This window comes from Pelotomaculum propionicicum, from assembly GCF_004369225.1.
In the GTDB taxonomy this organism is placed as follows: Bacteria; Bacillota; Desulfotomaculia; order Desulfotomaculales; family Pelotomaculaceae; genus Pelotomaculum_B; species Pelotomaculum_B propionicicum.
Map to the genome: position 1 here is coordinate 57,109 of NZ_QFFZ01000007.1, position 21,831 is coordinate 78,939.

Annotated in this window: 24 protein-coding genes and 1 riboswitch; of the genes, 17 read left to right on the plus strand and 7 right to left on the minus strand. The window is 46.9% G+C overall.

The annotated features are described in order from the left end of the window. Both Pmgp_RS04995 and Pmgp_RS05000 read left to right on the plus strand, forming a co-directional pair. A complete protein-coding gene (locus Pmgp_RS04995; protein ID WP_134212940.1) occupies positions 1-669 on the plus strand; it encodes a coenzyme F420-0:L-glutamate ligase in 669 nt (222 codons plus the stop codon). A 9-nt stretch (positions 670-678) separates the two neighbouring features. Then, positions 679-2,130, plus strand: coding sequence for an aminotransferase class I/II-fold pyridoxal phosphate-dependent enzyme (locus tag Pmgp_RS05000; protein ID WP_134212880.1), 1,452 nt, complete (start codon positions 679-681; stop codon positions 2,128-2,130). 234 nt (positions 2,131-2,364) lie between these two features. On the opposite strand, the gene Pmgp_RS05010 is transcribed toward Pmgp_RS05000, so the two are convergent. From Pmgp_RS05010 to Pmgp_RS05020, 3 genes are all read right to left on the minus strand, one after another. Continuing rightward, positions 2,365-3,120: an ATP-binding protein gene (locus Pmgp_RS05010; protein ID WP_134212881.1), complete on the minus strand. Its 756-nt coding sequence runs from the start codon at positions 3,118-3,120 to the stop codon at positions 2,365-2,367. Between the two features lie 237 nt (positions 3,121-3,357). Further along, positions 3,358-3,537, minus strand: coding sequence for a hypothetical protein (locus Pmgp_RS05015; RefSeq protein ID WP_134212882.1), 180 nt, complete (start codon positions 3,535-3,537; stop codon positions 3,358-3,360). A gap of 127 nt (positions 3,538-3,664) precedes the next feature. Further along, positions 3,665-5,134 (minus strand): long-chain-fatty-acid--CoA ligase, encoded by a 1,470-nt coding sequence (locus tag Pmgp_RS05020; protein WP_134212883.1) that lies wholly within the window; start codon positions 5,132-5,134, stop codon positions 3,665-3,667. A 203-nt stretch (positions 5,135-5,337) separates the two neighbouring features. Between Pmgp_RS05020 and Pmgp_RS05025 the strand changes: the two genes are divergently transcribed. From Pmgp_RS05025 to Pmgp_RS05055, 7 genes are all read left to right on the plus strand, one after another. Then, positions 5,338-5,937, plus strand: coding sequence for an HD-GYP domain-containing protein (locus Pmgp_RS05025; RefSeq protein WP_134212884.1), 600 nt, complete (start codon positions 5,338-5,340; stop codon positions 5,935-5,937). A 134-nt stretch (positions 5,938-6,071) separates the two neighbouring features. Further along, positions 6,072-6,293: a hypothetical protein gene (locus tag Pmgp_RS05030; protein ID WP_134212885.1), complete on the plus strand. Its 222-nt coding sequence runs from the start codon at positions 6,072-6,074 to the stop codon at positions 6,291-6,293. Between the two features lie 254 nt (positions 6,294-6,547). Next, a complete protein-coding gene (locus Pmgp_RS05035) occupies positions 6,548-6,805 on the plus strand; it encodes a hypothetical protein (protein WP_134212886.1) in 258 nt (85 codons plus the stop codon). 13 nt (positions 6,806-6,818) lie between these two features. Next, on the plus strand, positions 6,819-8,225 hold the full coding sequence (locus tag Pmgp_RS05040; RefSeq protein ID WP_134212887.1) for an FMN-binding glutamate synthase family protein: 1,407 nt from the start codon (positions 6,819-6,821) through the stop codon (positions 8,223-8,225). A gap of 155 nt (positions 8,226-8,380) precedes the next feature. Next, the gene (locus Pmgp_RS05045; protein ID WP_134212888.1) at positions 8,381-8,569 is read left to right on the plus strand and encodes a DUF6485 family protein; all 189 of its coding nucleotides are present in this window, start codon (positions 8,381-8,383) and stop codon (positions 8,567-8,569) included. A gap of 164 nt (positions 8,570-8,733) precedes the next feature. Then, entirely contained in the window at positions 8,734-9,486 is a 753-nt protein-coding gene (locus tag Pmgp_RS05050) for a ParB/RepB/Spo0J family partition protein (protein ID WP_134212889.1), read from the plus strand. Positions 9,487-9,723: 237 nt separating this feature from the next. Then, positions 9,724-10,023 (plus strand): hypothetical protein, encoded by a 300-nt coding sequence (locus tag Pmgp_RS05055; RefSeq protein ID WP_243119732.1) that lies wholly within the window; start codon positions 9,724-9,726, stop codon positions 10,021-10,023. Between the two features lie 2 nt (positions 10,024-10,025). Here Pmgp_RS05055 and Pmgp_RS05060 read toward each other — a convergent pair whose 3' ends face one another. The 4 genes from Pmgp_RS05060 to Pmgp_RS05075 all read right to left on the minus strand — a co-directional run bounded on the left by Pmgp_RS05060 (position 10,026) and on the right by Pmgp_RS05075 (position 12,131). Then, positions 10,026-10,313 carry a hypothetical protein gene (locus tag Pmgp_RS05060; protein WP_134212890.1) on the minus strand — a complete coding sequence of 96 codons (288 nt, stop codon included), beginning with the start codon at positions 10,311-10,313 and terminating at the stop codon, positions 10,026-10,028. Beyond that, a complete protein-coding gene (locus Pmgp_RS05065) occupies positions 10,285-11,055 on the minus strand; it encodes an HD-GYP domain-containing protein (RefSeq protein WP_134212891.1) in 771 nt (256 codons plus the stop codon). The genes Pmgp_RS05060 and Pmgp_RS05065 overlap by 29 nt, the downstream gene beginning before the upstream one ends. An 87-nt stretch (positions 11,056-11,142) precedes the next feature. Then, positions 11,143-11,226: riboswitch (cyclic di-GMP riboswitch) on the minus strand. A 98-nt stretch (positions 11,227-11,324) separates the two neighbouring features. Further along, the gene (locus tag Pmgp_RS05070; RefSeq protein WP_134212892.1) at positions 11,325-11,822 is read right to left on the minus strand and encodes a ferritin-like domain-containing protein; all 498 of its coding nucleotides are present in this window, start codon (positions 11,820-11,822) and stop codon (positions 11,325-11,327) included. A 63-nt stretch (positions 11,823-11,885) separates the two neighbouring features. Continuing rightward, a complete protein-coding gene (locus Pmgp_RS05075) occupies positions 11,886-12,131 on the minus strand; it encodes an FAD-dependent oxidoreductase (RefSeq protein ID WP_134212893.1) in 246 nt (81 codons plus the stop codon). Positions 12,132-12,479: 348 nt separating this feature from the next. Between Pmgp_RS05075 and Pmgp_RS05080 the strand changes: the two genes are divergently transcribed. The 8 genes from Pmgp_RS05080 to Pmgp_RS05115 all read left to right on the plus strand — a co-directional run bounded on the left by Pmgp_RS05080 (position 12,480) and on the right by Pmgp_RS05115 (position 21,698). Then, positions 12,480-13,328 (plus strand): flavodoxin family protein, encoded by an 849-nt coding sequence (locus tag Pmgp_RS05080; protein WP_134212894.1) that lies wholly within the window; start codon positions 12,480-12,482, stop codon positions 13,326-13,328. A gap of 19 nt (positions 13,329-13,347) precedes the next feature. Next, positions 13,348-13,539, plus strand: coding sequence for a hypothetical protein (locus Pmgp_RS05085; protein ID WP_134212895.1), 192 nt, complete (start codon positions 13,348-13,350; stop codon positions 13,537-13,539). A 38-nt stretch (positions 13,540-13,577) separates the two neighbouring features. Continuing rightward, a complete protein-coding gene (locus Pmgp_RS05090) occupies positions 13,578-14,015 on the plus strand; it encodes a PaaI family thioesterase (RefSeq protein ID WP_134212896.1) in 438 nt (145 codons plus the stop codon). A gap of 544 nt (positions 14,016-14,559) precedes the next feature. Further along, the gene (locus tag Pmgp_RS05095) at positions 14,560-15,912 is read left to right on the plus strand and encodes a phenylacetate--CoA ligase family protein (RefSeq protein ID WP_134212897.1); all 1,353 of its coding nucleotides are present in this window, start codon (positions 14,560-14,562) and stop codon (positions 15,910-15,912) included. Between the two features lie 33 nt (positions 15,913-15,945). Continuing rightward, on the plus strand, positions 15,946-16,191 hold the full coding sequence (locus Pmgp_RS05100; RefSeq protein ID WP_134212898.1) for a 4Fe-4S dicluster domain-containing protein: 246 nt from the start codon (positions 15,946-15,948) through the stop codon (positions 16,189-16,191). Beyond that, positions 16,184-18,049, plus strand: coding sequence for an aldehyde ferredoxin oxidoreductase family protein (locus Pmgp_RS05105; RefSeq protein ID WP_134212899.1), 1,866 nt, complete (start codon positions 16,184-16,186; stop codon positions 18,047-18,049). The genes Pmgp_RS05100 and Pmgp_RS05105 overlap by 8 nt, the downstream gene beginning before the upstream one ends. Before the next feature lie 445 nt (positions 18,050-18,494). Further along, positions 18,495-20,060: an acyl CoA:acetate/3-ketoacid CoA transferase gene (locus tag Pmgp_RS05110; RefSeq protein ID WP_134212942.1), complete on the plus strand. Its 1,566-nt coding sequence runs from the start codon at positions 18,495-18,497 to the stop codon at positions 20,058-20,060. A 204-nt stretch (positions 20,061-20,264) separates the two neighbouring features. Next, on the plus strand, positions 20,265-21,698 hold the full coding sequence (locus tag Pmgp_RS05115) for an SLC13 family permease (RefSeq protein WP_134212900.1): 1,434 nt from the start codon (positions 20,265-20,267) through the stop codon (positions 21,696-21,698). The last annotated feature ends 133 nt before the right edge of the window (positions 21,699-21,831 follow it).

Sequence of the window (21,831 nt, forward strand, 5' to 3'; positions counted from 1 at the left end):
ATGATTGAAGGCAGGATTCCAATCAGGACCCACATCATAACTGAAAAAGACGACATAGTTGACGTGGTAAAAAAATATACGGAAAAAGTAGCTGCGCCTGGTGACATCATCGCTGTGGCGGAAAGCGTCGTGGCCATCAGCCAGGGGCGGGCTATTCTGCCTGACGCGGTGAAGCCTGGCTTGCTGGCACATATCCTGTGCCATTTCCCCGGCAAGGAAGGCAGTCTGGCTGCGGCGCCTTCCATCCAAGTCGCCATGGGGGAAGTCGGCACGCCGCGTTTTTTGCTGGGCGTTGCGGCGGCCGGGCTCGGCAGGCTGGTCGGGCGCCGGGGGGATTTTTACCGGGTAGCCGGCAGGCAGCTGGCCCAGATAGATGATTTTGCCGGGACAATGTGGCCTTTTGACCGCCATATCGTACTCGGGCCGAAAGACCCCCAAAATGTCGTGGACAGGATTAAACAAGTTACAGGAGTTGACGCCATTATCACTGATGTCAACGATATCGGCAAAGTGGATATCCTGGCCGCTACCGGCGGGGTGGACGAGGAGGCGCTCGTCCAGTTTTTGAAAGATAACCCGCACGGCAACGATGACCAGCAGACACCGATAGTTGTGCTGGTTTCAGCCGCGAACATGCGCGAGTATATGCCGGAAGACAGGCAATGTTAGGAGATTGATATGACTTTAGACCAAAACAAAACACCACTTTACGATGCTGTAAAGTACCATGTAAAAAGGAACGCGGTGCCCCTGCAGATACCCGGTCACAAGCACGGCCACGGGCTGGAGGAGTACAGGGAATTTGTGGGCGAAAACGTCCTGCGCATGGACTTGAACGAAACCAGGGGTATTGATATGATCTGGGACCCGGTGACGGTGATCGCCGAGGCCGAGAGACTGCTCGCGGATTCGCTGGGAGCAAAGTTCGCCTATTTTTTAATCAACGGCACAACGTCAGGTGTGCAGGCGATGATTATGAGCACCTGCAAGCCGGGTGACCAGATTATCCTGCCCAGGAATGCGCATAAGTCGATTTTCAACGGCCTCATTCTGAGCGGCGCCAATCCGGTTTATGTGCAGCCGGAAGTTGATGATTACCTTTCCATTGTAACCAGTATTAGGGTTGAAAGCCTGCGCCAGGCTATTGATAAGAACCCCGCCGCAAAAGCGGTTATGGCTATTAACCCTTCTTATTACGGTGTGGCGCCGGACCTGAGAATTATTGTCAGCACCGCGCATGAACGCTGCATACCTGTTTTAGTGGATGAAGCGCACGGCACCCACATGGGTTTCCATGCTCATTTCCCGGTCTCAGCTATGGCGGCGGGGGCTGATATGAGCGCCGCCAGCCTTCATAAAACAGGCGGCTCTATGACCCAAAGCTCCGCCCTGCTGATCGGCAATGGAAAGATTAATCCAAACTATATTAAACAGGTGCTTAACCTTACCTATACTTCCAGCCCGTCCTACATTTTGCTTTGTTCCCTGGATGTCGCCAGAAAGCAGCTGGCAACCAGGGGCACGGCCATGCTGGAGCGGGTTTTGGAACTGGCCGGTTGGGCCAGAAAAGAAATCAACCAGATAGAAGGGCTGTTTGCGCCGGATAAGAAATACTTTGAACAGTCAGGGCATTTCAGCTTTGACGACACCAAGCTGTTGGTAAACGTGCGGAAGTTGGGCCTGACCGGGTATGAAGTGGAAGAAATACTGGCCAAAGACTACAATATACTGATTGAACTTGCCGACATGTATAATATCCTGGCTATAATCAGCCTGGGTGAACAGAAAGAGTACCTGGAGGCTTTCGTAAAAGCTCTCCAAAACATAGCCGCTCACGCCGGCGGCAAGGAAATCAAGCAGATTGAAACAGTCCAGTTTTATCCGGAAGTAGTGCTGCCGCCCAGGCAGGCCTTCTTCAGTTCAAAAAAATCAGTGCCGCTGGAAGAGTGCGCCGGTGAAATTGCCGGTGAGATGGTTATGGTTTACCCGCCGGGCATACCACTGGTGAGCATGGGCGAGATCATTACCGCGGACATTATCGAGTACGTGAAGATGCTCAAGGCAGAGAAATGCACCCTGCAGGGCACTACCGATCCCATTGTCGACAATATCATGGTTCTGGATATATAGGTTTTTGTTGCGATCCCAACAATAGGATAAATATTCTAAAAGGTTTTCAGAATTAATCTGAAAGCCTTTAATTTTCCCAGGGAAAAGGAATTCATTGCTATTCATGGAAGTATTAAGCGAAATTTGGGCTGGCGGATCGACCACATCTGGGCTACTGAACCTTTCGCCGCCAGGTCGCGACGGGCCTGGATTGACACTAAACCAAGGGGGAGGTCAAACCCTCAGACCATACTTTTATCGCATCTGAGTTTGCATGGTGATTTGATTATTAGGAACTTCTTTCTTAGCTTTAAACCTGACGTAAAAGGTGGTCCCCTCCGTACCTGTTTCCAAATCTATTGTAGCGTTATGTCTGGCGGCAATACTGTAGCATACCGCCAGCCCCAGGCCGGTGCCGTTTTCTTTAGTAGTATGAAACGGCGTCCCTATCTTCTCCAGAATTTCCGGGTCTATACCATTGCCGTGATCCCTTACTGCCAAAACTACATCTTCATCATCAGCGTAAGTTTTGATTATTACAGATCCGCCTGGGGACATCGCTTCAAGCCCGTTGCGGACCAGGTTGAGGATCAGCTGGCGGATTTCCTTTTCGTCCAGCAGCAGCTTTGGTATGTTAGCCAATTCAACTTCAATACGTTTGTCTGTGACCAGGGCGTCCGCCGTGATTAAAGGCAAAATAACAGAAATAATTCTGTTTAAACTGTGTTTCTTCAGTTCAACAGGCTTGTTTTTAGCAAGAGACAGGTACTCGGAGATTATTGTATTAGCCCGGTCCAGTTCCTCAATCATAAGGTTAAAGTAATCTTTATACTTGGCGCAGTCATCTTTCTCCCCGAGCATCTGCAGCAAGCCCCGCACAGTAGTCATCGGGTTCCTGATTTCGTGGCCGATACCGGCGGCCATTTCCCCCACCAGATTTAACCTTTCCAGGCGAGCTATCTCTTTTCCCAACCGCTTTTGTTCGGTTATATCAATTCCCAAGATCAACATCAGCAATGTGCCGTCAATATCATGGAAAGGGTAAATAGTTCTAACTTTTAATATATAATCATTTATTTTATATTTGAGCAGAAATATTATTGTTAATAATACTTTAACCTTTTGGTAATAGTTTCGTAATTATCTGATTATACAATCAGGTTGAGACAATAATAACAAACCCCCTTACCCTGTCTCACTAGCCCCGCCGCATTCCGGCGGGATCTTTTTTTTATATCGTATTTACCCTTATAACCCCATTATCCCGTTGGTATAAGCGCCGGTCTCCGGAATTCCGTCAGGCCCGGTTTTTTCAAAATCAATTTCACCAGGAGTCTTTTCCAGGTGTGCAGGATTATGTGCTCTCTCGCTGCTCAGGCCGGAGATTACTGCATCCTGCGCTTCATACGGAAATATAGAATTTGACACAATTATCACCTCAACCCTATAGTCTGTACAGCTGTGTCATTTGTTATAACCGGTACGGGAATTAGGATTAGCAGACAAATGAAAAAGGCTGCCGTGGCAGCCTCAAAATATGATGGTATTATTTTTTTTATTTATCAGTAATTTTTCTGAGTTCATTCTTTAAAATTTTCCCTGTGGAGTTTTTCGGCAAAGCATCCAGCTCAACAATCTCCCTGGGCAGCTTGAACTGGGCAAGATCTTTTTTTAGGAAGGCCATAAGATCTTTTTTATTCAGCTTCATTTCTTCTTTTAGCACCACATAAGCCCGGACAACCTCTCCGCGGCTTTTATCAGGCACCCCGATTACCGCGGCTTCTTTCACCGCCGGGTAGCGGTATAACACTTCCTCGACTTCCCTGGGGTAAACATTGAGGCCGCTTACAATCACCATATCCTTTTTGCGGTCCACAATAAAATAATAGCCTTCCTCATCCTTATAGGCAAGATCCCCGGTATGAAGCCAGCCGTCTTTAAGTGCGGCAGCACTTTCTTCAGGCAGGCCATAATACCCGATCATTACATTTGGTCCGCGGGTAATTAGCTCGCCTATTTCGCCTGTTGCCTTTTCGTCGCCGTTATCATCAACTATTTTTACCTCGGAGTCCGGTATGGGAACGCCAATGGAACCCGGCTTGGTAGCACTTAAAGGATTGAAGCAAACAGCGGGTGAGGCTTCAGAAAGGCCATACCCTTCCACCACATGTTTTTTAGTCTTAGCGTGAAACTTTTTTATAATCTCCATGGGCAGAGATGCGCCGCCGCAGGTAAAGAGCCGGACTCCGGCCAGATCCTCCGGGCTCGCCAGATTGGCATAGAAATTGTACATGGCAGGGACACCGGAAACCACTGTAACATTTTGTGCCTTTATGTTGGCTATAGTATCTTTAGGTTGAAATGATTCAACTACAGTAATCGATGCTCCATGATAAAGCGCTGTAGTAACATTGCAGGTCCAGGCATAGCTGTGAAACATAGGCAATACAACCTGAAAATTGTCGTCCGGCCGGGCCTCTACCGCCGCCGAGAATGACCTGGCGTTGCTTACCAGATTGCGGTGAGAAAGTAAGGCGCCTTTAGGGCGTCCCGTTGTTCCAGATGTGTACAGGATTACACAGGGATCGGACTCTTCAATAGAAATAGCCGGAGGGCCGGGAAAAGATGTGCGGTCAATATCTTCGTTTATTTTTGGTATGAGAACCTGAACAGGTAATGGTGAACCTTCGTCATACTGACCGGCCAACTGTAGGTCCTTGTCTGAAACTACCAGTTTGACACGCGCGTCTTTCAGGATAAAGGCAATTTCCCTGGGGGTAAACATTGTGTTGAGAGGTACGACCACACCGCCCAGACTGGCGATTGCCATGTAGCTGAAAACAAACTCAGAGGAATTCTTGGCGAATAGAGCCACGTTGTCATGCTGCCTTACCCCTTGAGCGTACAGATAGCTGCGGTATTGGGCCACTTTTTGCTGCATTTCGGCGTAACTGTGCCGGGAATTTTTCTCGTACAGGGCTATTTTGTCACCTGCACCCTGGAAAATAAGTTGATGTACTAGCAAATGTCTTCCCCCTATGTGTCTCAGAAAATTCAGTTTTATTTATATTAGACATTATACCAAAAAGATCCTTTATTTATATTGGGCTATACGCAAAATAATGCCGATATTCAAAGTTTTGTGAATTTTCATTTGCCAGTTACTTAAAATAATCAAATTGATGTGTTATTATAACTACAATTGTTCAGTAATATTTGGAGAAAGCTATGAGACCAGAGGAAGAAATCCTGGGTATATTAAAGGAGTCCCTCCAGAAAAAAAATGGATCCTCACTTGTTTTATCTATCCGCAAAAAATTATTGTCTTTTGACCCGCTAATCGGGGAACATTCAATAAATGTAGCGGCATATGCGGAGCAAATTGGCTCACAGTTGGGTTTTTCAAGTGATGATCATGATCGTTTAGTCCTGGCTGCCTTATTGCACGATATAGGAAAGGTCTTTATCCCGCCTGAAATCCTGTACAAGACCTCGGTTCTCAATAATGAGGAATGGGAGGTTGTTCAACAACACCCCTATCAAGGAAGCAACCTGTTAAAACCGTTCAACAGGCTCAAAGATATAATTTTAACAATCCTGCATCACCACGAGTTTTACAATGGGAGGGGGTATCCCGGCAAAATTGCCCGTGAAGACATCCCCATTTTCTCCAGGATCATTTCCGTATCCGACGCTTATGAGGCCATGACTTCCGGCCGGCCTTTCAGGAGAGGTTTTTCGCACCGAGAAGCCGTAAACCGTCTTAAGGAAGGCAGGGGGACTCAGTTTGACCCGCGTATAGTGGCTCAATTTATTAAGAGGTTTTAGGGGTTTAGGCTCTTGCTAATAAATTAGTACTTTAGTCCTATATAAATAGGGATGTTTATCTTATATGCAAAAAGTACAAACAGGTTAAAATTTTATTATAATACTTAATTATTTTTTTTGTGGGAGGTATGGAGATGCTGCCATTCCAGATAGAGCGCCTGCAGACTAAACTGGTGCAAATGGGTTTATCACCCAGGTTGGTTGAGTCCATGCCGCCCTGGAGTCTTTTAAGAAACTACCATGATCAGTTATTGAAGAGAGAAAAATTAAAACTGCTTGAAGCTGGGAACGAATGGGAAACCTCCAATACATACAGCGGAGCAAAAGCGCCCTACCGTTTTCCTGGAAAATGGTAAAAATCGGGGACATACCTCTCCACAGAGATAGGCTCAAAGTAGAGGTGTGTCCCCTTTCCTCTGTCCTGCCCCTTTTATTTTTGCAACCTCATCTTCAAGGGGATACTTATGTTCCCGGAGTGATAACCTGGGGATTTCTACTTTTGTTGACCAGTTCGCTAAAGCAGATCCGAAGGTAAAAAGTGACATGGTTGGTCTTATGATTTAAGGGAATTATATTTTGAAATAATAACTTGACACAGGGAGGCTTTAAGATGGAACACTTAACGAACATTTCGGATGCTCTCTCCGCATTTCACTCTGATCTAAACAGGATCCAGACCGTGGCCGGCACGCTGGCCCAGGTGGAACGGCAGCATTACGATGATTTGACCAAGTACGATGATGAAAGGTTGACCAGGATTGCTGTCGCCGAGCAGAGCAGTTCGAGGCAGTTGGGGGAAATAAAGCAGCTATGCATAGCAATGGCACAAAAGATTGAAGAAATACAGCAATCAACAGCCAGAAAATAGGGGGGGCGGCAAATTGGGTTTACTGGCAAAGCTTTTGAGAGGAGTCGTTAATGAAGTCGCCGACGATACTGTCCGGACGATCTTGAGGGACCAGTACATAGAGAACCTTTTTGAACTGGTTCCTGTGATGAAAAAGGTCAACCCTATTAACCTGGCGGAAATTGGCATGAGGGCGGCTAAAGGTATACCGGTATCCCGGCCCCTGGGCAGTCATATTCACTTTTCCCCCTGGGAACAACTATTATTTAACCCTGTCCACCTTTTCCGTTTCCCTACCCCGGAGAACGTAAGTATTAATACTTCGGTGAAAATTGGCCCGCGGGCTAAAAAACCTCTGAACATATCAATCCCCGTTATGATCGCCGCCATGTCATTTGGCGGAGCTTTAAGCAAGCACGCGAAAATAGCGCTGGCCAGAGCCGCCTCTATGGCGGGAACTGCCACCAATACCGGTGAGGCCGGGCTGCTGGAAGAGGAGCGCAAGGAAGCCCAGCTTTTAGTCGGTCAGTACAACAGGGGCGGGTGGCTAAACAGCAAGGATAAATACAGCAGGCTGGACGCGATAGAGATACAACTTGGCCAGGGAGCACAGGGTTCGGCTCCACAGAGAACGACGGCAAAAAACATAGGCGAGGAGTACCGCGAAGTGTTCGGTCTGGGCAAGGGAGAGGACGCTGTAATCCACTCGCGGCTCAATGGGGTAAACACTAAGCAGGACTTTATAGAGCGTGTCAGAGAGTTAAAAGAAGAGACCGGAGTCCCTGTCGGGCTGAAAATCGGAGCCACACATCACCTGGAGAAGGAACTGCAAGTTGCCCTGGACGCTGGCTGCGATTTTGTAACTGTCGACGGGGCCGAGGGCGGTACCCACGGAGGGGCGCCTATTCTGGAGGATGATGTGGGCCTGCCGACGATCTACGCGGTCAGCCGCGCGGCCCAATTTTTAACCGGCAAGGGCGTCAAAGGAGACGTCAGCTTATTAGCCGCAGGGGGATTGGTGACGCCCGGCCAAATGCTTAAAGCTCTGGCTCTGGGTGCGGATGCGGTTTATATCGGTACGGCGGCGGTCCTGGCCATGGTAGGTGACCAGATCGGCAGGGCATTGCCTTTTGAGCCTCCTACCGACCTGGTAGTTTACACCGGAAAAATGACAGACCACCTTGACCTGCATAAGTCCGCACAAAACCTGTTCTACTTCTTAAATGCCTGTATCAGGGAAATGGAACTTGTGGCGGCCTCGCTGGGCAAGGTGTCTTTGGCGGACATCAACAAAGAGGACCTGGTCGCCCTGGACCCCTTCCTGGCCAAGGCCTTAAAAATCGATCTCGGCTTCGTGCCGCCTGAGAGCCAGGATGTTTTTTACGGTGATTTAGCAAGACTGAACCTGCCGGGGACCCAAATGCGGGAAGCTACTCATTAGGTTATAAGCGGGTTTCAACACCATGGACGACTTGGTCAACAAACTGGCGCGGATATATAATCCCGCGCTTTTTTAATTGTCGTTGTAGGCCTGCAGGATAAACGAAATCACGGTAGAATAGTTGCTTAAGGCTGGAAAAGGAAAGGAGTTTTAATATGGATTGCCATAAAGAAGCAAACAAAAAGAAATGTACCTGTACTTATGAACCATGTTCCAGAAAGGGTCTCTGCTGCGAATGTATCAGCTACCACCGGCAAAACGGCGAGGCGCCCGGCTGTTTGTTCCCGCCCGCTGTCGAAAAAACCTATGACCGCTCACTGCGGAGGCTGGCGCGCTGCTACTGATTTCACTGCTTGTTGGCTTTTTTGTTAAATTGCAACAAATATATTTTAAACGTTGTTGCAAACAGAGAGGGAAAAATAATTTGCCGTTGAATATTAAAATGCTTGAATATTCAAAGAAAGGAGGCTTGTATTATTCTACGTAGAATAATCCGGGAGGGATTTTCATGTATATGGACATTCCTATAGAAAAGATATTTACTCCGGATAACGTCAGGTTGACTTACAACCAGGGCGCCATTAGGGGGTTGGCGAATTCCATAAGCCAGGTGGGGCTGCTGCAGCCTGTTATAGTAAAGGATAACGGTGACGATACATTTACCCTCCTGGTTGGCCACAGGCGCTTTTTAGCCGCCAAACTAGCCGAAGTAAAATCAATCCGCGCTATTATTTTTGACGATCAGGAGTCAAAAATAATGCTGCAGCTTATAGAGAATATTCAGAGGGAGAATCTGAATCCTATCGAGGAGGCACTGGCCTACAAAAAAGTGCTGGAAGAGGAGGTTATTACCCTGGAAGAACTGGCTGCCAAACTGGGCAAACCACAGTCCAGTATTGCCAATGCAATCAGGCTTCTGAAGCTGCCTTACGGCATTCAAAAGATGCTGATCAGCGGGGATCTGAAGCAGGGTCACGGAAAAGTACTGCTTCAGTTGAAAGATCCTGAGCTGCAGGCGGAACTGGCCTCTAAGGCTGTTACGGAAAAGATGTCAGTAAACGCGCTCAGGGAAGCAGTTTTACTGGCGAACAAAACAGGCGCCGCGCTTGATGGGAATCAACTGGATGACCTGCTGGAAGAAATCAGGGAACTGCGCAGGTCTGCCGAAAGCAAATATCTGTCAGGCAACGAACAGATGCCGCAGGAAGTTAAATCAAAAATCAGGCATGAAATTGAAGGATTTATGAAATTATTGGAATAGCTTTAGCAAATAGCTGAGCAAGGAAATGAAACCCTGCTCATTTTTTATTGTGTCTTTTGAATTCTTGTTTTTGCGCTTTGAGGGATGCGTTTTGCCTGGAGTATACTACTTAAGGCAAAGCCGCATCCCGTTTTTCAAAGCCCTGCCAACAATAATTTCCAGGGTTGGTTTCAGTGAAACTGGCAATTCTATTTTCAAACCGATGAATTCATAATTAGAAAACAGGAAGTGATGACTGTGACAGGCAGAAAAGAATACAGTGATGAATGTGCCGGTAACAGGCATTACACTCGTTTTAACACCCTGGATGGTTTGAGAGTTTACCTGGAAAACCCGGTCAGGCCGGAGTTTGCTTTCTGTGTTTACCCGGTTTCCGGCAAACCTGAAACTTTTAATTATAATAGCCTGGGCCAAGTTGTTACCAGACTGGCAGACGGGTCATCTTTTGACAGTCTGGAGGATTTTTTATGTTACGTTTTTCAATGTGACAGGGAAGGTTATCCAAATACAGAATACGTTGATGTTGTAGTTGAATAGATTTAAAGTATGTTCAAAAAACTGTTTTGGGCCAGGTCCATGATCTTGGCCTCTTTATATCTGGAACCATCCTTATTGTACAGGACTTTGACTATTGGACGAGCCTTGTCGGATCTGTTCTGTTCTTTTACTATGCCTGTTTCACCGTTGTTCAGCTTGATTAAAGTGCCGTTGGGATAATAGGAAATATGGCTGGTAAAGGATTTGACAATGTTTTTGTCCAGTGATTTATTGACCTCTATTTCAAGACATTTAACAGCGTCACGGACTGTTAGTTTGTAAAAGGTCAAAGCAGTTGGCAACCGCGGCGATCAAGGCAAAATTGTGGATTTTGTAACCATTTGTACCATTGGGGTAGCCCTTTCCATCGACCCTTTCATGATGAGCGTAAACAACATATTTAGACAGGGGGCTGATTTCGTCCAGTTCTTTAACTGTGTTATAACCTAACATGGGGTGAGAGCAAAACTCTTTGTCTCTCTCTGTGAGAGGGTTTTTTTTCTGCAGATCTTCAGATATAAAATATTTACCTATATCATGCAGGATCGCTCCCATACCCAGCTTGTGTAATTCTAAATCATTAAAGCCCCTGACTTTTCCTATAAACATTGAAATTAGAGCAACATTTAAGGAGTGGGCAAATATCTGGTCATAGTTCATGGTCAAACTGGCAGGGTTTAAAAAGTCATCCTGATAAGCGAGTACTGCTTCGATCATGTCATCTACAGCGGAGGAAACAGGGTCCAAAGAAATTTTTTTCCCGGGTTTAGGTTTTTTAATATCGTCAAAAAACTTTTTTAAAGTACTTTTTCCCTGCGCCTTTGTTTTTTCATTAAGGATAGTCTTGATTTCGATATCCTCTGAAAACTCGTCGTGCACATAGATATCAATTATGCCGTTTTTGTAGAGGCTGTTTTTATAGGTATTTGTAAGTGCAACCCCGCTGTTCAGAAGAATTCTGCCGTCAAAGTTATATACCGGGTTGGCCAGCGTCATTTCAGAATTTATCTCTGACAGTCTTACAATCCTCAACTAAAAAACCCCTTCGTTATTTTTTACTCATAATTGAAAATCAAAAACTACTCCTGCCGTGAAGAGTAGCTGAAATTTAAAACATTTCACGGCAACCCGGCTGTCATGGCATTAGCTTTAGACCCGTGGCTTTGCGTCCCCATCTTTCGTATGGGTTTGCCTTTTCTTTTATATTATTTTACTAATAACAACTGCAAAATCAAATAGTACTATAGGCCTATTTTTAATTAGTTTGTTCTAATGCTCCTCAACCCATGAGGTAGGTATGCTTATCTGCAGTTCAAGGCAAACAAATAGTTCCATTTAGAGGCGTGCTTTAACTCATCGGTGTAAATCTCGGTGATCATATTGCGGTAGGGCAGGAATGAAAAGCCGAATAAAATCTTGCGGTACCTTTCCACAGCACTCAATTCTCCGAACAGAGCCCTTGATATGCCCTCGCAATAATTCCTCGGCTGTTCAAAAAGCGCTTCTTGTGTGGTTGGGATCTCCTGGCCTCTTATCTCCCAGTATATTTCCCGCAGCATCTTGTTGTGTTTTATCTCATCGTCCCGTATGGCTGCGATAATTTGTTTTTGATCAGGCGGGGCGATAGTCAGCATAAAGTTGTAAAAAAGCTCGTCTTCTCTTTCACCTCTTACCGACTGAACGATCAGGCTCAGCGCCTCAGGGAAAGCGTATTCGGGGACAAACATATATGTCGGGTAATACTTGTAATTAACGCTCGGATAACCAGGGTAAGGTACGCGCAGGGGATTGGTAGCCATTTTATTTAGCTCCTTTCATTATTACTTTCATAATATGGGAAAAGCTTAAAAAACTGCCACATGTCATCCTTCCTGGATGATGTGTTCAGCTATGCGTTCGGCCAAGAGGAAGTACTGGTATAACCCCTTGCTTATTCCAGTCCAGAGCCAGGCTCCGGAGTCGTTGTTGTGCAGCGGATAATCACCCGGCTGCCACCAACGCCCCCGCTCAAGTATACATACCCGCATGCCATGCTGGGCCAGCCGGCAGGCTGTTGTAGCGCCTCCGAACCCGGAACCCACCACAACCACATCATAATGAGCAGACATTGCACTACTCCCAAACAAAGTTTTTTCTAAGTACAATATATGGGTAAACCGTAGTCAAATGTGCGGATGCCTCATATTTACTGTGAGAAAGTCAGATTAATCGCAGGTCTATTAATAGGCAGGGCTTATTAATACAATCACAAATAATTATTTCACTTAGTACATTTATGGATGGTAAGATAAAAAAGAAAAAATATGGTGTGGATAAAAAAAGATTTTAAAATAATCGGTTGCTGACACTTGCTTGGCAGCCTAAGCGGGTTTGCGCGTGTTTTCTATGAGTCAGGTTGAAGAGGGAGTTTGATAATGATTTGTGAAATAATTCCTAATGTCAGGGAGGTTGATTAATTGAAAAAAATTTTAGGGATAGTAGCCTCACCAAGAAAACTGGGGAACTGTGAAATATTAACCAAGGTGATCATGGAGGCGTCTGGTCCAAACAACCAGTTGGAGATGATCAGGCTAACAGATTTAGATATTAAAGGGTGCAGGGCCTGCTATTCCTGTTTGCCCAAGGAAGCTCCCTGCGTTATTGAGGATGATCTTGATTTCCTGCTGGCCAGGATCAGGGACGCTGATGCGGTGGTAATTGCCGCCCCGTGCTATATTTTAGGGCCAAACAGCAGTATCAAAAAGCTCCAGGACAGATTTGTCTCTATCGGCAATAAATACGAACAGTTCGCCGGCAAACCCTGCGTTACAGCAACCACTTACGGCGCGCCTGATTGGGAAGGCTATACCGAACCCGCCTTAAACCTTACGGCCAGGTTTTTAAACCTGAATCTGGTTGACAGCTCGGTATTTTTCGGAGCACACCCCGCCGAAGTTATAGAAAACCCCGCTGACCTGGCAAGAGCCCAACAGCTGGGCCGGGCCCTTTTTGATCCCGGTTATAAGCGGGCGGCCAAAGCAAATGAGTGCCCGGTCTGTTGGAGCGATATCCTGAGGTATGACGGCGCAAATGTGATCTGCCCATTCTGCGGCACCAGGGGCGTGATTAAAGCTGAAGGAGAAAAAGTAAGTTTGGTTTTTTATCCCAAAAGCAACCACCGTTTTAGTGACGAGGGCAGGCGGCACCATTTTGAAGCTTACCTGAACAGCAAAAAGCAGGAGTTTCTTAACAAAAGGCAGCATTTCAAGGAACTGCAGAACCCGTACCGCAACACCGGTTATTGGGTTACCCCGGACCCAAAATAATTTTGTCAGGGTGATTTAAATGGAAAGCATTCATGTTGAAACCGCAAAAGAAACAAATATTGATGCAAAGCCGGTTTATGTTTATGATGAAAAACTTGGTTGGGTTGACGTGACATTGTTTTTGGAAAACCTTAAAAAGACAATGAACCTGTACAAAAGAACCATGAGAACAGACTTTAATTTAATACGCCTTTATTATTCCTCTTGCTGAAGACTTGAATTGAGAGGCCAATTTGAGGGGGCTGTTATTTGAAAACGACTGAAGGACTGGAAGAAAACTGCGCTCTGCCTGCTTATACGGAAGAGGTTTCAGTTAGCCCTTTTGCCAGCCTGGTAGGTATTAAAATCGACAGGTTGGCTAAAAACTACTGCCGGTTAAGCCTGCTTTTGGATGAAAAATGCTCCAATTACTATGGCGGCGTACATGGGGGAGTCCTGGCCACCCTGGCTGACAATTGCATGGGTATAGCTTTGCGCGGCGCGGGCCTTCAGCCAATAACCGTGGAACTAACAGTCAATTACCTCAGCCAGCCCAACATTGATGATGTACTGATTGCTGAAGGCTTGATCGTCCACCAGGGTAATTCCATAGTTCTGGCCGAGTGTGCTATTAAGACCCTGGATCTTAAAATTGTAGCCAGGGGCAAGGGTGTTTTCTTAAACCGTAAAATTGAAGTGAACAGCTAAGAAAAAAGCAAATAATAGTTTATTAATCAAAACTTATAAATCGCAAAATTATTAGAATATTTTTAAATTTATAGAAAAATGGTGGAATACTTGAGATTCAGCCATTTTTTTTCGCGTATGTGGGTTTAACTCAGTTATTTTGATCTTATGCTATTTTGGTTGTCTGATTGTACCAAAAAGAACTATAATTCGCTAATTTGATTGAGTGCATGAGAAGTAATAAATTGTTAAACTATCTACCAGAAAAATTCTATCGTTTCTAGCAGATTTATAGGCAAAGCCTATTAATCCAATCGCAAACACATATTTCACTTTATTGATTTACCGATGGTAAGATAAAACAAGGATTGGTCGGACTGATATCTTCTACCTCACGTAGATAAATTATGGTGGTGGTAGGTTAAGACAACAAATTTCAATTTAAAATAATGCGGCATTTCGGCGGAACACTCTATGCGACTAACTAAGCCATGAATGAATTTGTTGGCTTTTGTGAAATTCCTGGCAGGAATAGTCTAGTAAGAGAAAGTGAGATGTTGAAAACATGCTAATGACAGGGGTAAGCCAGACAACCGGCGTGGATTACAAGTACTGGTCTCCGGCAGAAGTAATGCCGCGCAGTGAGCTTAAGAAACTGCAATTAGCCAGATTGACCGAACAGGTCAATTACCTTTGGGAAAAAAGTCCTTTTTACCGTGAAAAATGGGGGCAAAATGGTTTTAATCCTGGCAAGTTAAAGACTTTGGATGATATAAGGTGTTTGCCTTTCTTGAAAAAGGAAGAGATCAGAATTAGCCAGGAAATTGACCCTCCCTACGGAATGATGCGTATGCCCGGCCGCGGGCCGTTCATCCGTATAGGCATGACTTCAGGCACTACCGGCGAACCTGTGCTTATTCCATTCACTGAAGAAGACTACTTCGGAGTTTTTTGCGAAGGCGCTGTGCGCAGTGTCTGGGCGGCCGGCATAAGAAATCATGATATTGTTCACGTTGCCTTTGGCTTTACACCCTTTATGGGGCTCGCAGCTTCTTATGACTCATGTGAGCATTTAGTGGGATCCCTGGTGATACCCGGCGGCACCTGGAGCAGTATGATGCGCCTCAGGATGATTAAAAAACTGGGTGTAACAGTTTTAATGGGGACGCCGACCTATATCCTGCATTTGGCCAAAGTCGCGCAGGATAACGGTATTGACCCAAGCACACTCGGAGTAAAAATTATCTGTACCGGCGGTGAACCTGGCGGGATGTCCATCCCTAATACCGGAATGCGCCTGGAACAGGCATGGGGTGCTAAAGCATTTGATTTTTGCGGTACCCAGGAGACAAACTATATTGCCTGGATGTGTGAGGAGGGAACAGGTCATCTAAATGAGGACCTGGTTTACTGTGAAGTGCTGGACCCCGAGACCGACGAACCGGTCAAGCCGGGTGAATCCGGAAAATTGGTGGTTACTGATTTAGTTGGGAAAACGCACCCCTGCATCAGGTTTGAAACAGGTGATATCGTAGGTGGCATAGACGAAGGTTTTTCCTGCGGGTGCGGCAGGACGCTCAGTAAATTTAAAGGATTTAAGGGGCGGGTAGGAGATATCATCAAAATCAGGGGAGTATGCGTATCCGTAGCGGGAATTGAAAATGTGCTGCGGGGAATTAAAGAGTGTTCTGATAATTACGAGTACATGGCTTTAAACAATGGAACCGGGATGGATAAGATCAAAGTGCGGATAGAGCCGCAGCAAAATGTTGACGCCGCCTTGTGGGATAATGTCCGCAAGAAGGTGGCAGAGGAACTGCAGTTGTCTTTTATGGTTAACATGGATGTGGAAGTGGTGCCTCCGGGGACACTGCCTGTGTATGAATTAAAAGCAAAACGTTTCCATGACCTCAGGTAAATTTATTATTAATTAGATAGTGAAGGTGTTCACATGGCCTGGAAGATAAGCTTGAATGAGGCGCGCTGTACAGGGTGCCGGATTTGTGAGATGATTTGTTCCTGGTCTGATGAGGGAGGGTTTGATCCATCCCGTTCTCTTATTACTGTTGAAAGCATCGATGAAAAAGATGCCCATTTTAGCATCAGATTTGACCCCGGCTGTAAGAACTGCGGCCTGTGCGCCACTTACTGCGCCAGCAAAGCATTAGTTAAAGAAAAGGAGCAGCGAGATGGCTAAATTGGTAAAAATTGATTTAACAAATAAAAAAGTGGACATAGAGGACGTGTCACACCTCCAAAGGGATTATTTGGGCGGGCTGGGTGTAAACACAAAGCTTTTGGTTGATCTTACAAGGCCGGGGGCAGACCCGCTCGGCCCCGAAAATATTCTGACTTTTGGCGCCGGCACTTTTGTCGGAACCTTGCTTCCTACCGCCGCGCGCACTGAACTTACCGGCAAGTCTCCTCTCAGCAACCGGTTTGGCACCAGTAACAGCGGGGGGCACTGGGGGGCGGCCTTGAAATTTGCCGGTTACAGCTATGTTATGTTGACTGGAAAAAGCTCCGCGCCGGTTTATATTACCATAGATAATGAACAAATAAAAATAGAAGACGCGGCGCACCTTTGGGGTATGTCCACAACTGATACTGTCGACCGGATCAGGCGGGAAAAAGGAAGAGACTTCCAAGTAGCCAGCATTGGCCCGGCTGGTGAAAAGCTTGTCCGTTTTGCCTCAGTGCAGAATAATTACCACGGGAGCTGGGGCAGGACCGGTATGGGCGCGGTAATGGGCAGTAAAAACCTGAAAGCCGTCGCGGTGCGCGGCACTGGCCAGGTCCGGGTGGCTGACCGCCGCGGCTTTGCCGGGATCATGAGGGAGGCCTTTAAAAAGGTTGTCAACCATGAGTCCTACGGGTACACTAACCGCTTTGGCAGTATGGTTGTAGCTGACCCTTACAATAAGATAGGGGCGCTGCCCGGGCACAATTTTACGCGCGGTTACTTTGACGATTGGGTGGAAACCCGCGGCAGGGGGATTTTCGAAAGTGACTATAAAGAAAAGGATCTGGCCTGCTTTTCCTGCCCCATTGCCTGTACCCACTGGACCAATGTAAAAGGCGGGAAATATAAAGGATATGAAAATAAAGGCCTGGAGGTTAGCTTTACTTTAGAATTCGGCGCCAAACTGGGCATTAAAGAGATTGCCGAAATTTTAAAATGCTCGGAAGTGTGCAATCTGTATGGTATGGATGTTATTTCCGCCTCCGGTGTAATCGCCTTCGCCATTGAAGCTAACCAGAACGGCCTGCTTGGCAAAGCGGCCCCGGAGGTACCCCTCGCATGGGGCGATTTTCCGGGTATAATCAGACTTTTGGAGAGTATCGGGCAAAGAAAAGGCATTGGAGATTTGTTGGCTGAAGGTATCAAAATAGCTTCTGCAAATATTCCCGGCAGCGCAAAATATGCAATGCACATTAAAGGGGTCGAAATTCCGGTGCGGGACCCCAGGGGGAAATGGGATGTGTGGACGCTGGGCTACCTCACCAACACAAGGTGCGGCGATCACCTGCGCACCAGGTCGCCGGCCGACAACCTGTTGGGTAAGGTGCGCAGCTATTTTGAAGAAGAGATTTCTGTTCCTGTAGAGTTAATAAACGATTTGGATATGCCCGATAACTTGAAGGAAGAAATATTTGGCGCTCCTCCTTCTAAAGTTGATATACCCAAAATGGCCGTCTATGCTGAAGACCTGATCACTATTATCAATTCAACGGGCCTTTGCATCAGGCCGCCCGTTCACAGGGGGCTGGGACCCGGCTTTTATGCGCGGGCGCTTGCGGCAGTGACCGGCTGTCCTTATACGGAACAGGAAGTAATGAAAGCTGCCTCTGACATATGGCACCTCCAACACCAGTTCAATGTGCGTGAGGGAGAAACAATAGAGGAGTATGCTTTCCCGGACCGGTTTTACGAAGAAGCGCTGCCCTTTAAGTCAGGCAGCAAACCACCCTTACCGCGTGAAATCATAACAGCGGTTTTACAAAGTTACTTTAAAGCCCGGCAGATATATGGTTTTGTGGAGAATTATTTATAATATTTTGAACTAAATCTACGGGAATTGCAATAATGAGACAATGACCATAATAATTTAATGGCAGACGCCTCCAGTGCATTATGCGGGCGCATTAACGCCTCAAATTTGAGGCGTCTTTTTCTTTCCGCATTGCAGGGGTTATTGTGAAATGCCTATATATTGCCCGTGTTTATGGAAACCACAATATTTATAGGCAGAACTAATTAATGCAATCGTAAACACATATTTCTCTTAGCGTATTTACGAGTGGTAAGATTAAACCGGTATAAAGGATGCGTAATACTGCATGCAGCAGGAGTTGCTATATTTTAAAAATATTACCGGAAGCGAGGTGAAGTTTTTCACAAGAAAAACCAGATAACCTTGAGTTGTCTTGTTTTCAGCGCAGTTCAGGAATTATGGCAAGTATTCTTAGGGAGAATTGAATTTGAAGGGAGAAGAGATGATGGCCAAAGTAATTACCCCGGATCAGGTCGGAGCGTTAGTAAAGGACGGCGCGTGTGTGGCATGGACCACAGCTGGTTTGTGCGGCTTCCCAGAAGAGTTGGCGATAGCAATTGAGAAGAGTTTTCTGGAAACCGGTCATCCCCGGGATCTATGGAACATCCACAGCTGCGGCTGCGGTGACTGGAAGACCAGAGGGATGAACCATGTGGGCCATGAAGGCATGGTCAGAAGGCACACTGCCGGACATATCGGCGAAGCCCCCATGCTGGGCAAACTGGTTCTTGAAAATAAAGTTCAGTGCCACCTGTTTCCACAGGGCGTCATTGTCCATTTGTTCCGGCAGATGGCCGGCGGCAAACCGGGCGTGCTCACAAAAGTAGGACTGGGCACCTATGCGGACCCCCGCCGGGAGGGCGGCAAAATTAATGATATCACCCCGGATGACATTGTAAAACTGGTTGAATTTGATGGGGAAGAGTATTTGTACTTTAAACCCCTCAAATTAGATGTGGCGATGATTCGCGGCACCGTATGCGACGAAGACGGCAATATGACCATGGATGAAGAGCCGTTGTTCCTGGAAGCGCTGCACCAGGCCATGGCGGCAAAAAGAAACGGCGGCATTGTGATAGCCCAGGTTAAGTACGTGGCCAAGGCCAAAACACTTAATCCCAAGGCTGTAAAAGTGCCGGGCGTTTTGGTGGACTACATCGTTGTCGCCAAGCCGGAAAATCACCTGCAGACAAGAGTCACTTTAAATGAGCCCGCGTTTGACGGGCGAATCAGAAAGCCCCTGGCGCATGTAGAACCCATGCAGCTTGACGAGCGCAAGGTTGTAGGCCGCAGGGCGGCAATGGAGCTGAGAAACGGGGCCTGCGTCAACATGGGTATCGGGATGGCTGACGCAGTTGCCGCTGTGGCTGGAGAAGAAGGCGTAAGTGATGACTTGTTAATGACCATCGAGTTGGGCGCCTTTGGCGGCGTGCCGGCCAAAGGCATGGATTTCCCGGCTGCCATCAACCCTGATTGCCTCATTGACCACGCCAATATGTTTGACTTTTATGACGGCGGCGGGCTTGACATATGCTTCCTGGGAATGGCCCAGTGCGATGTTGAGGGCAACATTAACGTCAGCAAATTTGGACCCAAGGTAGTGGGACCGGGCGGATTCGTAAATATTTCATCATCCTCCAAGAAGGCAGTTTTCTGCGGCACTTTAACCGCAGGCGGAGCTGAATATGAGGTAAAAGACGGCACCATCAAAATTCTGAAAGAGGGCAGGGTCCAGAAATTTGTCCAGGCCAATGAACATGTCACCTTCAGCGGTGTGTACGCCGCCAAAAGAGGACAAGAGGTGGTCTATGTAACTGAGCGCGCCGTGTTCAAACTGATAGACGGCAAGGTAACCCTGGTCGAAATCGCGCCGGGTATGGACGTGGAAAAAGACGTCATTGCCCATATGGGCTTCAGGCCGGAGATTTCTCCCGATTTAAAAGAAATGCCCAGGGAAATATTCGAGCCTGAGTGGGGCAAGCTCAAAGCTATGCTGGCTGCTAAAGGCTAAAACTTAACCGTTTGCGGGCAGTACATTTCAAGCCGCCGACGTGAGAAGTGAAGAATGGGGCGCGTAAGCGCCCCAGGATGTATGCCGGCGGTGGGTGAGGTGATCATAAAGGGTATAAGGGGTGTTAGGATTTATCTTAATTTCATAAAAAGAAGTATCAATAGTCGGTAATTTTTCCAAAACCTGAGAGGAGGAAAATATTTCATGACGACAGCAACTGGTTCAAAATTAAAAGTCACTGATATGTTGTTTTTAGTGATGCTCGTTTTCGCCCTTTATGTCGGGCTGGCCAAGCCCTGGGTACCAGCGCTGCCTCCGCAGGGGCACCTGGTGTTATTAGCCCTGATTATTACCATCGGGCTGTGGATATTTAAGCCGTTGAACATGCCCAACTCCGTTTCAGGGTTTTTCTTCTTGATGTTTACACTGGCTATAAAAGTTCCCGCGGCCAATGTTTTTTCCGGGTTTACCAGCAGCGCCCTGTGGACCCTGATCCCGGCGCTCTTCTTCGGCTTCGTGCTGATTAAAACCGGGCTGGGCAAAAGGATTGGCTTCCTGGTTATGAAGATGTTCAACCCGTCTTATCCTATGCTTATCCTGGCGTTTGTAATCATCGGGTTGGCTCTCTCAGCTCTTACACCTTCAATTACTGTGCGTTGCGTCATCATTGTGCCTATCGCTGTCAGTGTAATTGAGGCCTGCAACCTGGAGTTGAAGTCCAAGGGGAGCGCACTGCTGCTGTTATCCGCCTGGGCTATGGCGGTAATACCGGGATCTGGCTGGCTTACCGGCTCCCTGCACGGCCCGATTATTTTGGGTATGTTTGGGGCGGTTCCGGAATTGAAAGGCGTGCTAACCTTCGATTCTTACCTGCAAGTTATGCTTCTCCCCGCTTTAATACTGACCGTGCTGCTTATTGTAGGCGGGTATTTTGCTCTGAAGCCGAAAGATACGATAACCCTGAAGAAAGAATATTTCCAGGAAGAGTACTCAAAACTTGGCGCATGGAGCAAAGACCAAACTATCAGCGCGATAATCCTTACCATCTGCTTCTTGATGTTCTTCACCAACAAGATCCACGGTATTCCTGACGGAGCAACGGTGTTGGGAGGAATGTTCCTGCTGACAATATTCGGCGTAATTAAAGGCGCGGAATTCGGTACCGGAATCAGCTGGGATTTAATCATGTTTATTGGCGTGGCCATGAGCATTGGCGGCGTTTTTGGTGTCACCGGCGTGTCCAAGTGGCTGGTTGGCGTGTTAGTGCCGGTAATAGCGCCCTTAACGTCGAGCCCCTGGATGTTCTGTTACTCCATCATAATACTGTTCTTTATTTTGAGGTTCTTTGACGTGGCGGTATTCATCCCCACCATGACCATTCTCATACCGGTTCTCCCTGAAATATCGAACAACTACGGTGTTAACCCTATGGTCTGGGTTCCCCTCTTCATCATGGCGGCAAACTGCTTCTTCCTGACTTACACAAACATGTTCGCCATGGTAGCTGAGTCTATTGCCAAAGAAAGGTCCTGGACGACAGGGCAGAGCAGTACGTACGGCCTTGTTTACGGTGTGGCTGTTCTGATTACCCTGGCGATCGCGGTTCCATACTGGACTTCTATTGGGATGTTCAAATAAGTTAAACAATCTGCTAAAGAGGGACGGCTTTGCTGCCGCCCCTCTTTTTTGATGTGTGCGCCTGGCGCGGGAAGGAAACTATAAGGTGATAAAAAAAACAAGGCCTTTAAATGTGGCCTTGTTTGGTCGAATT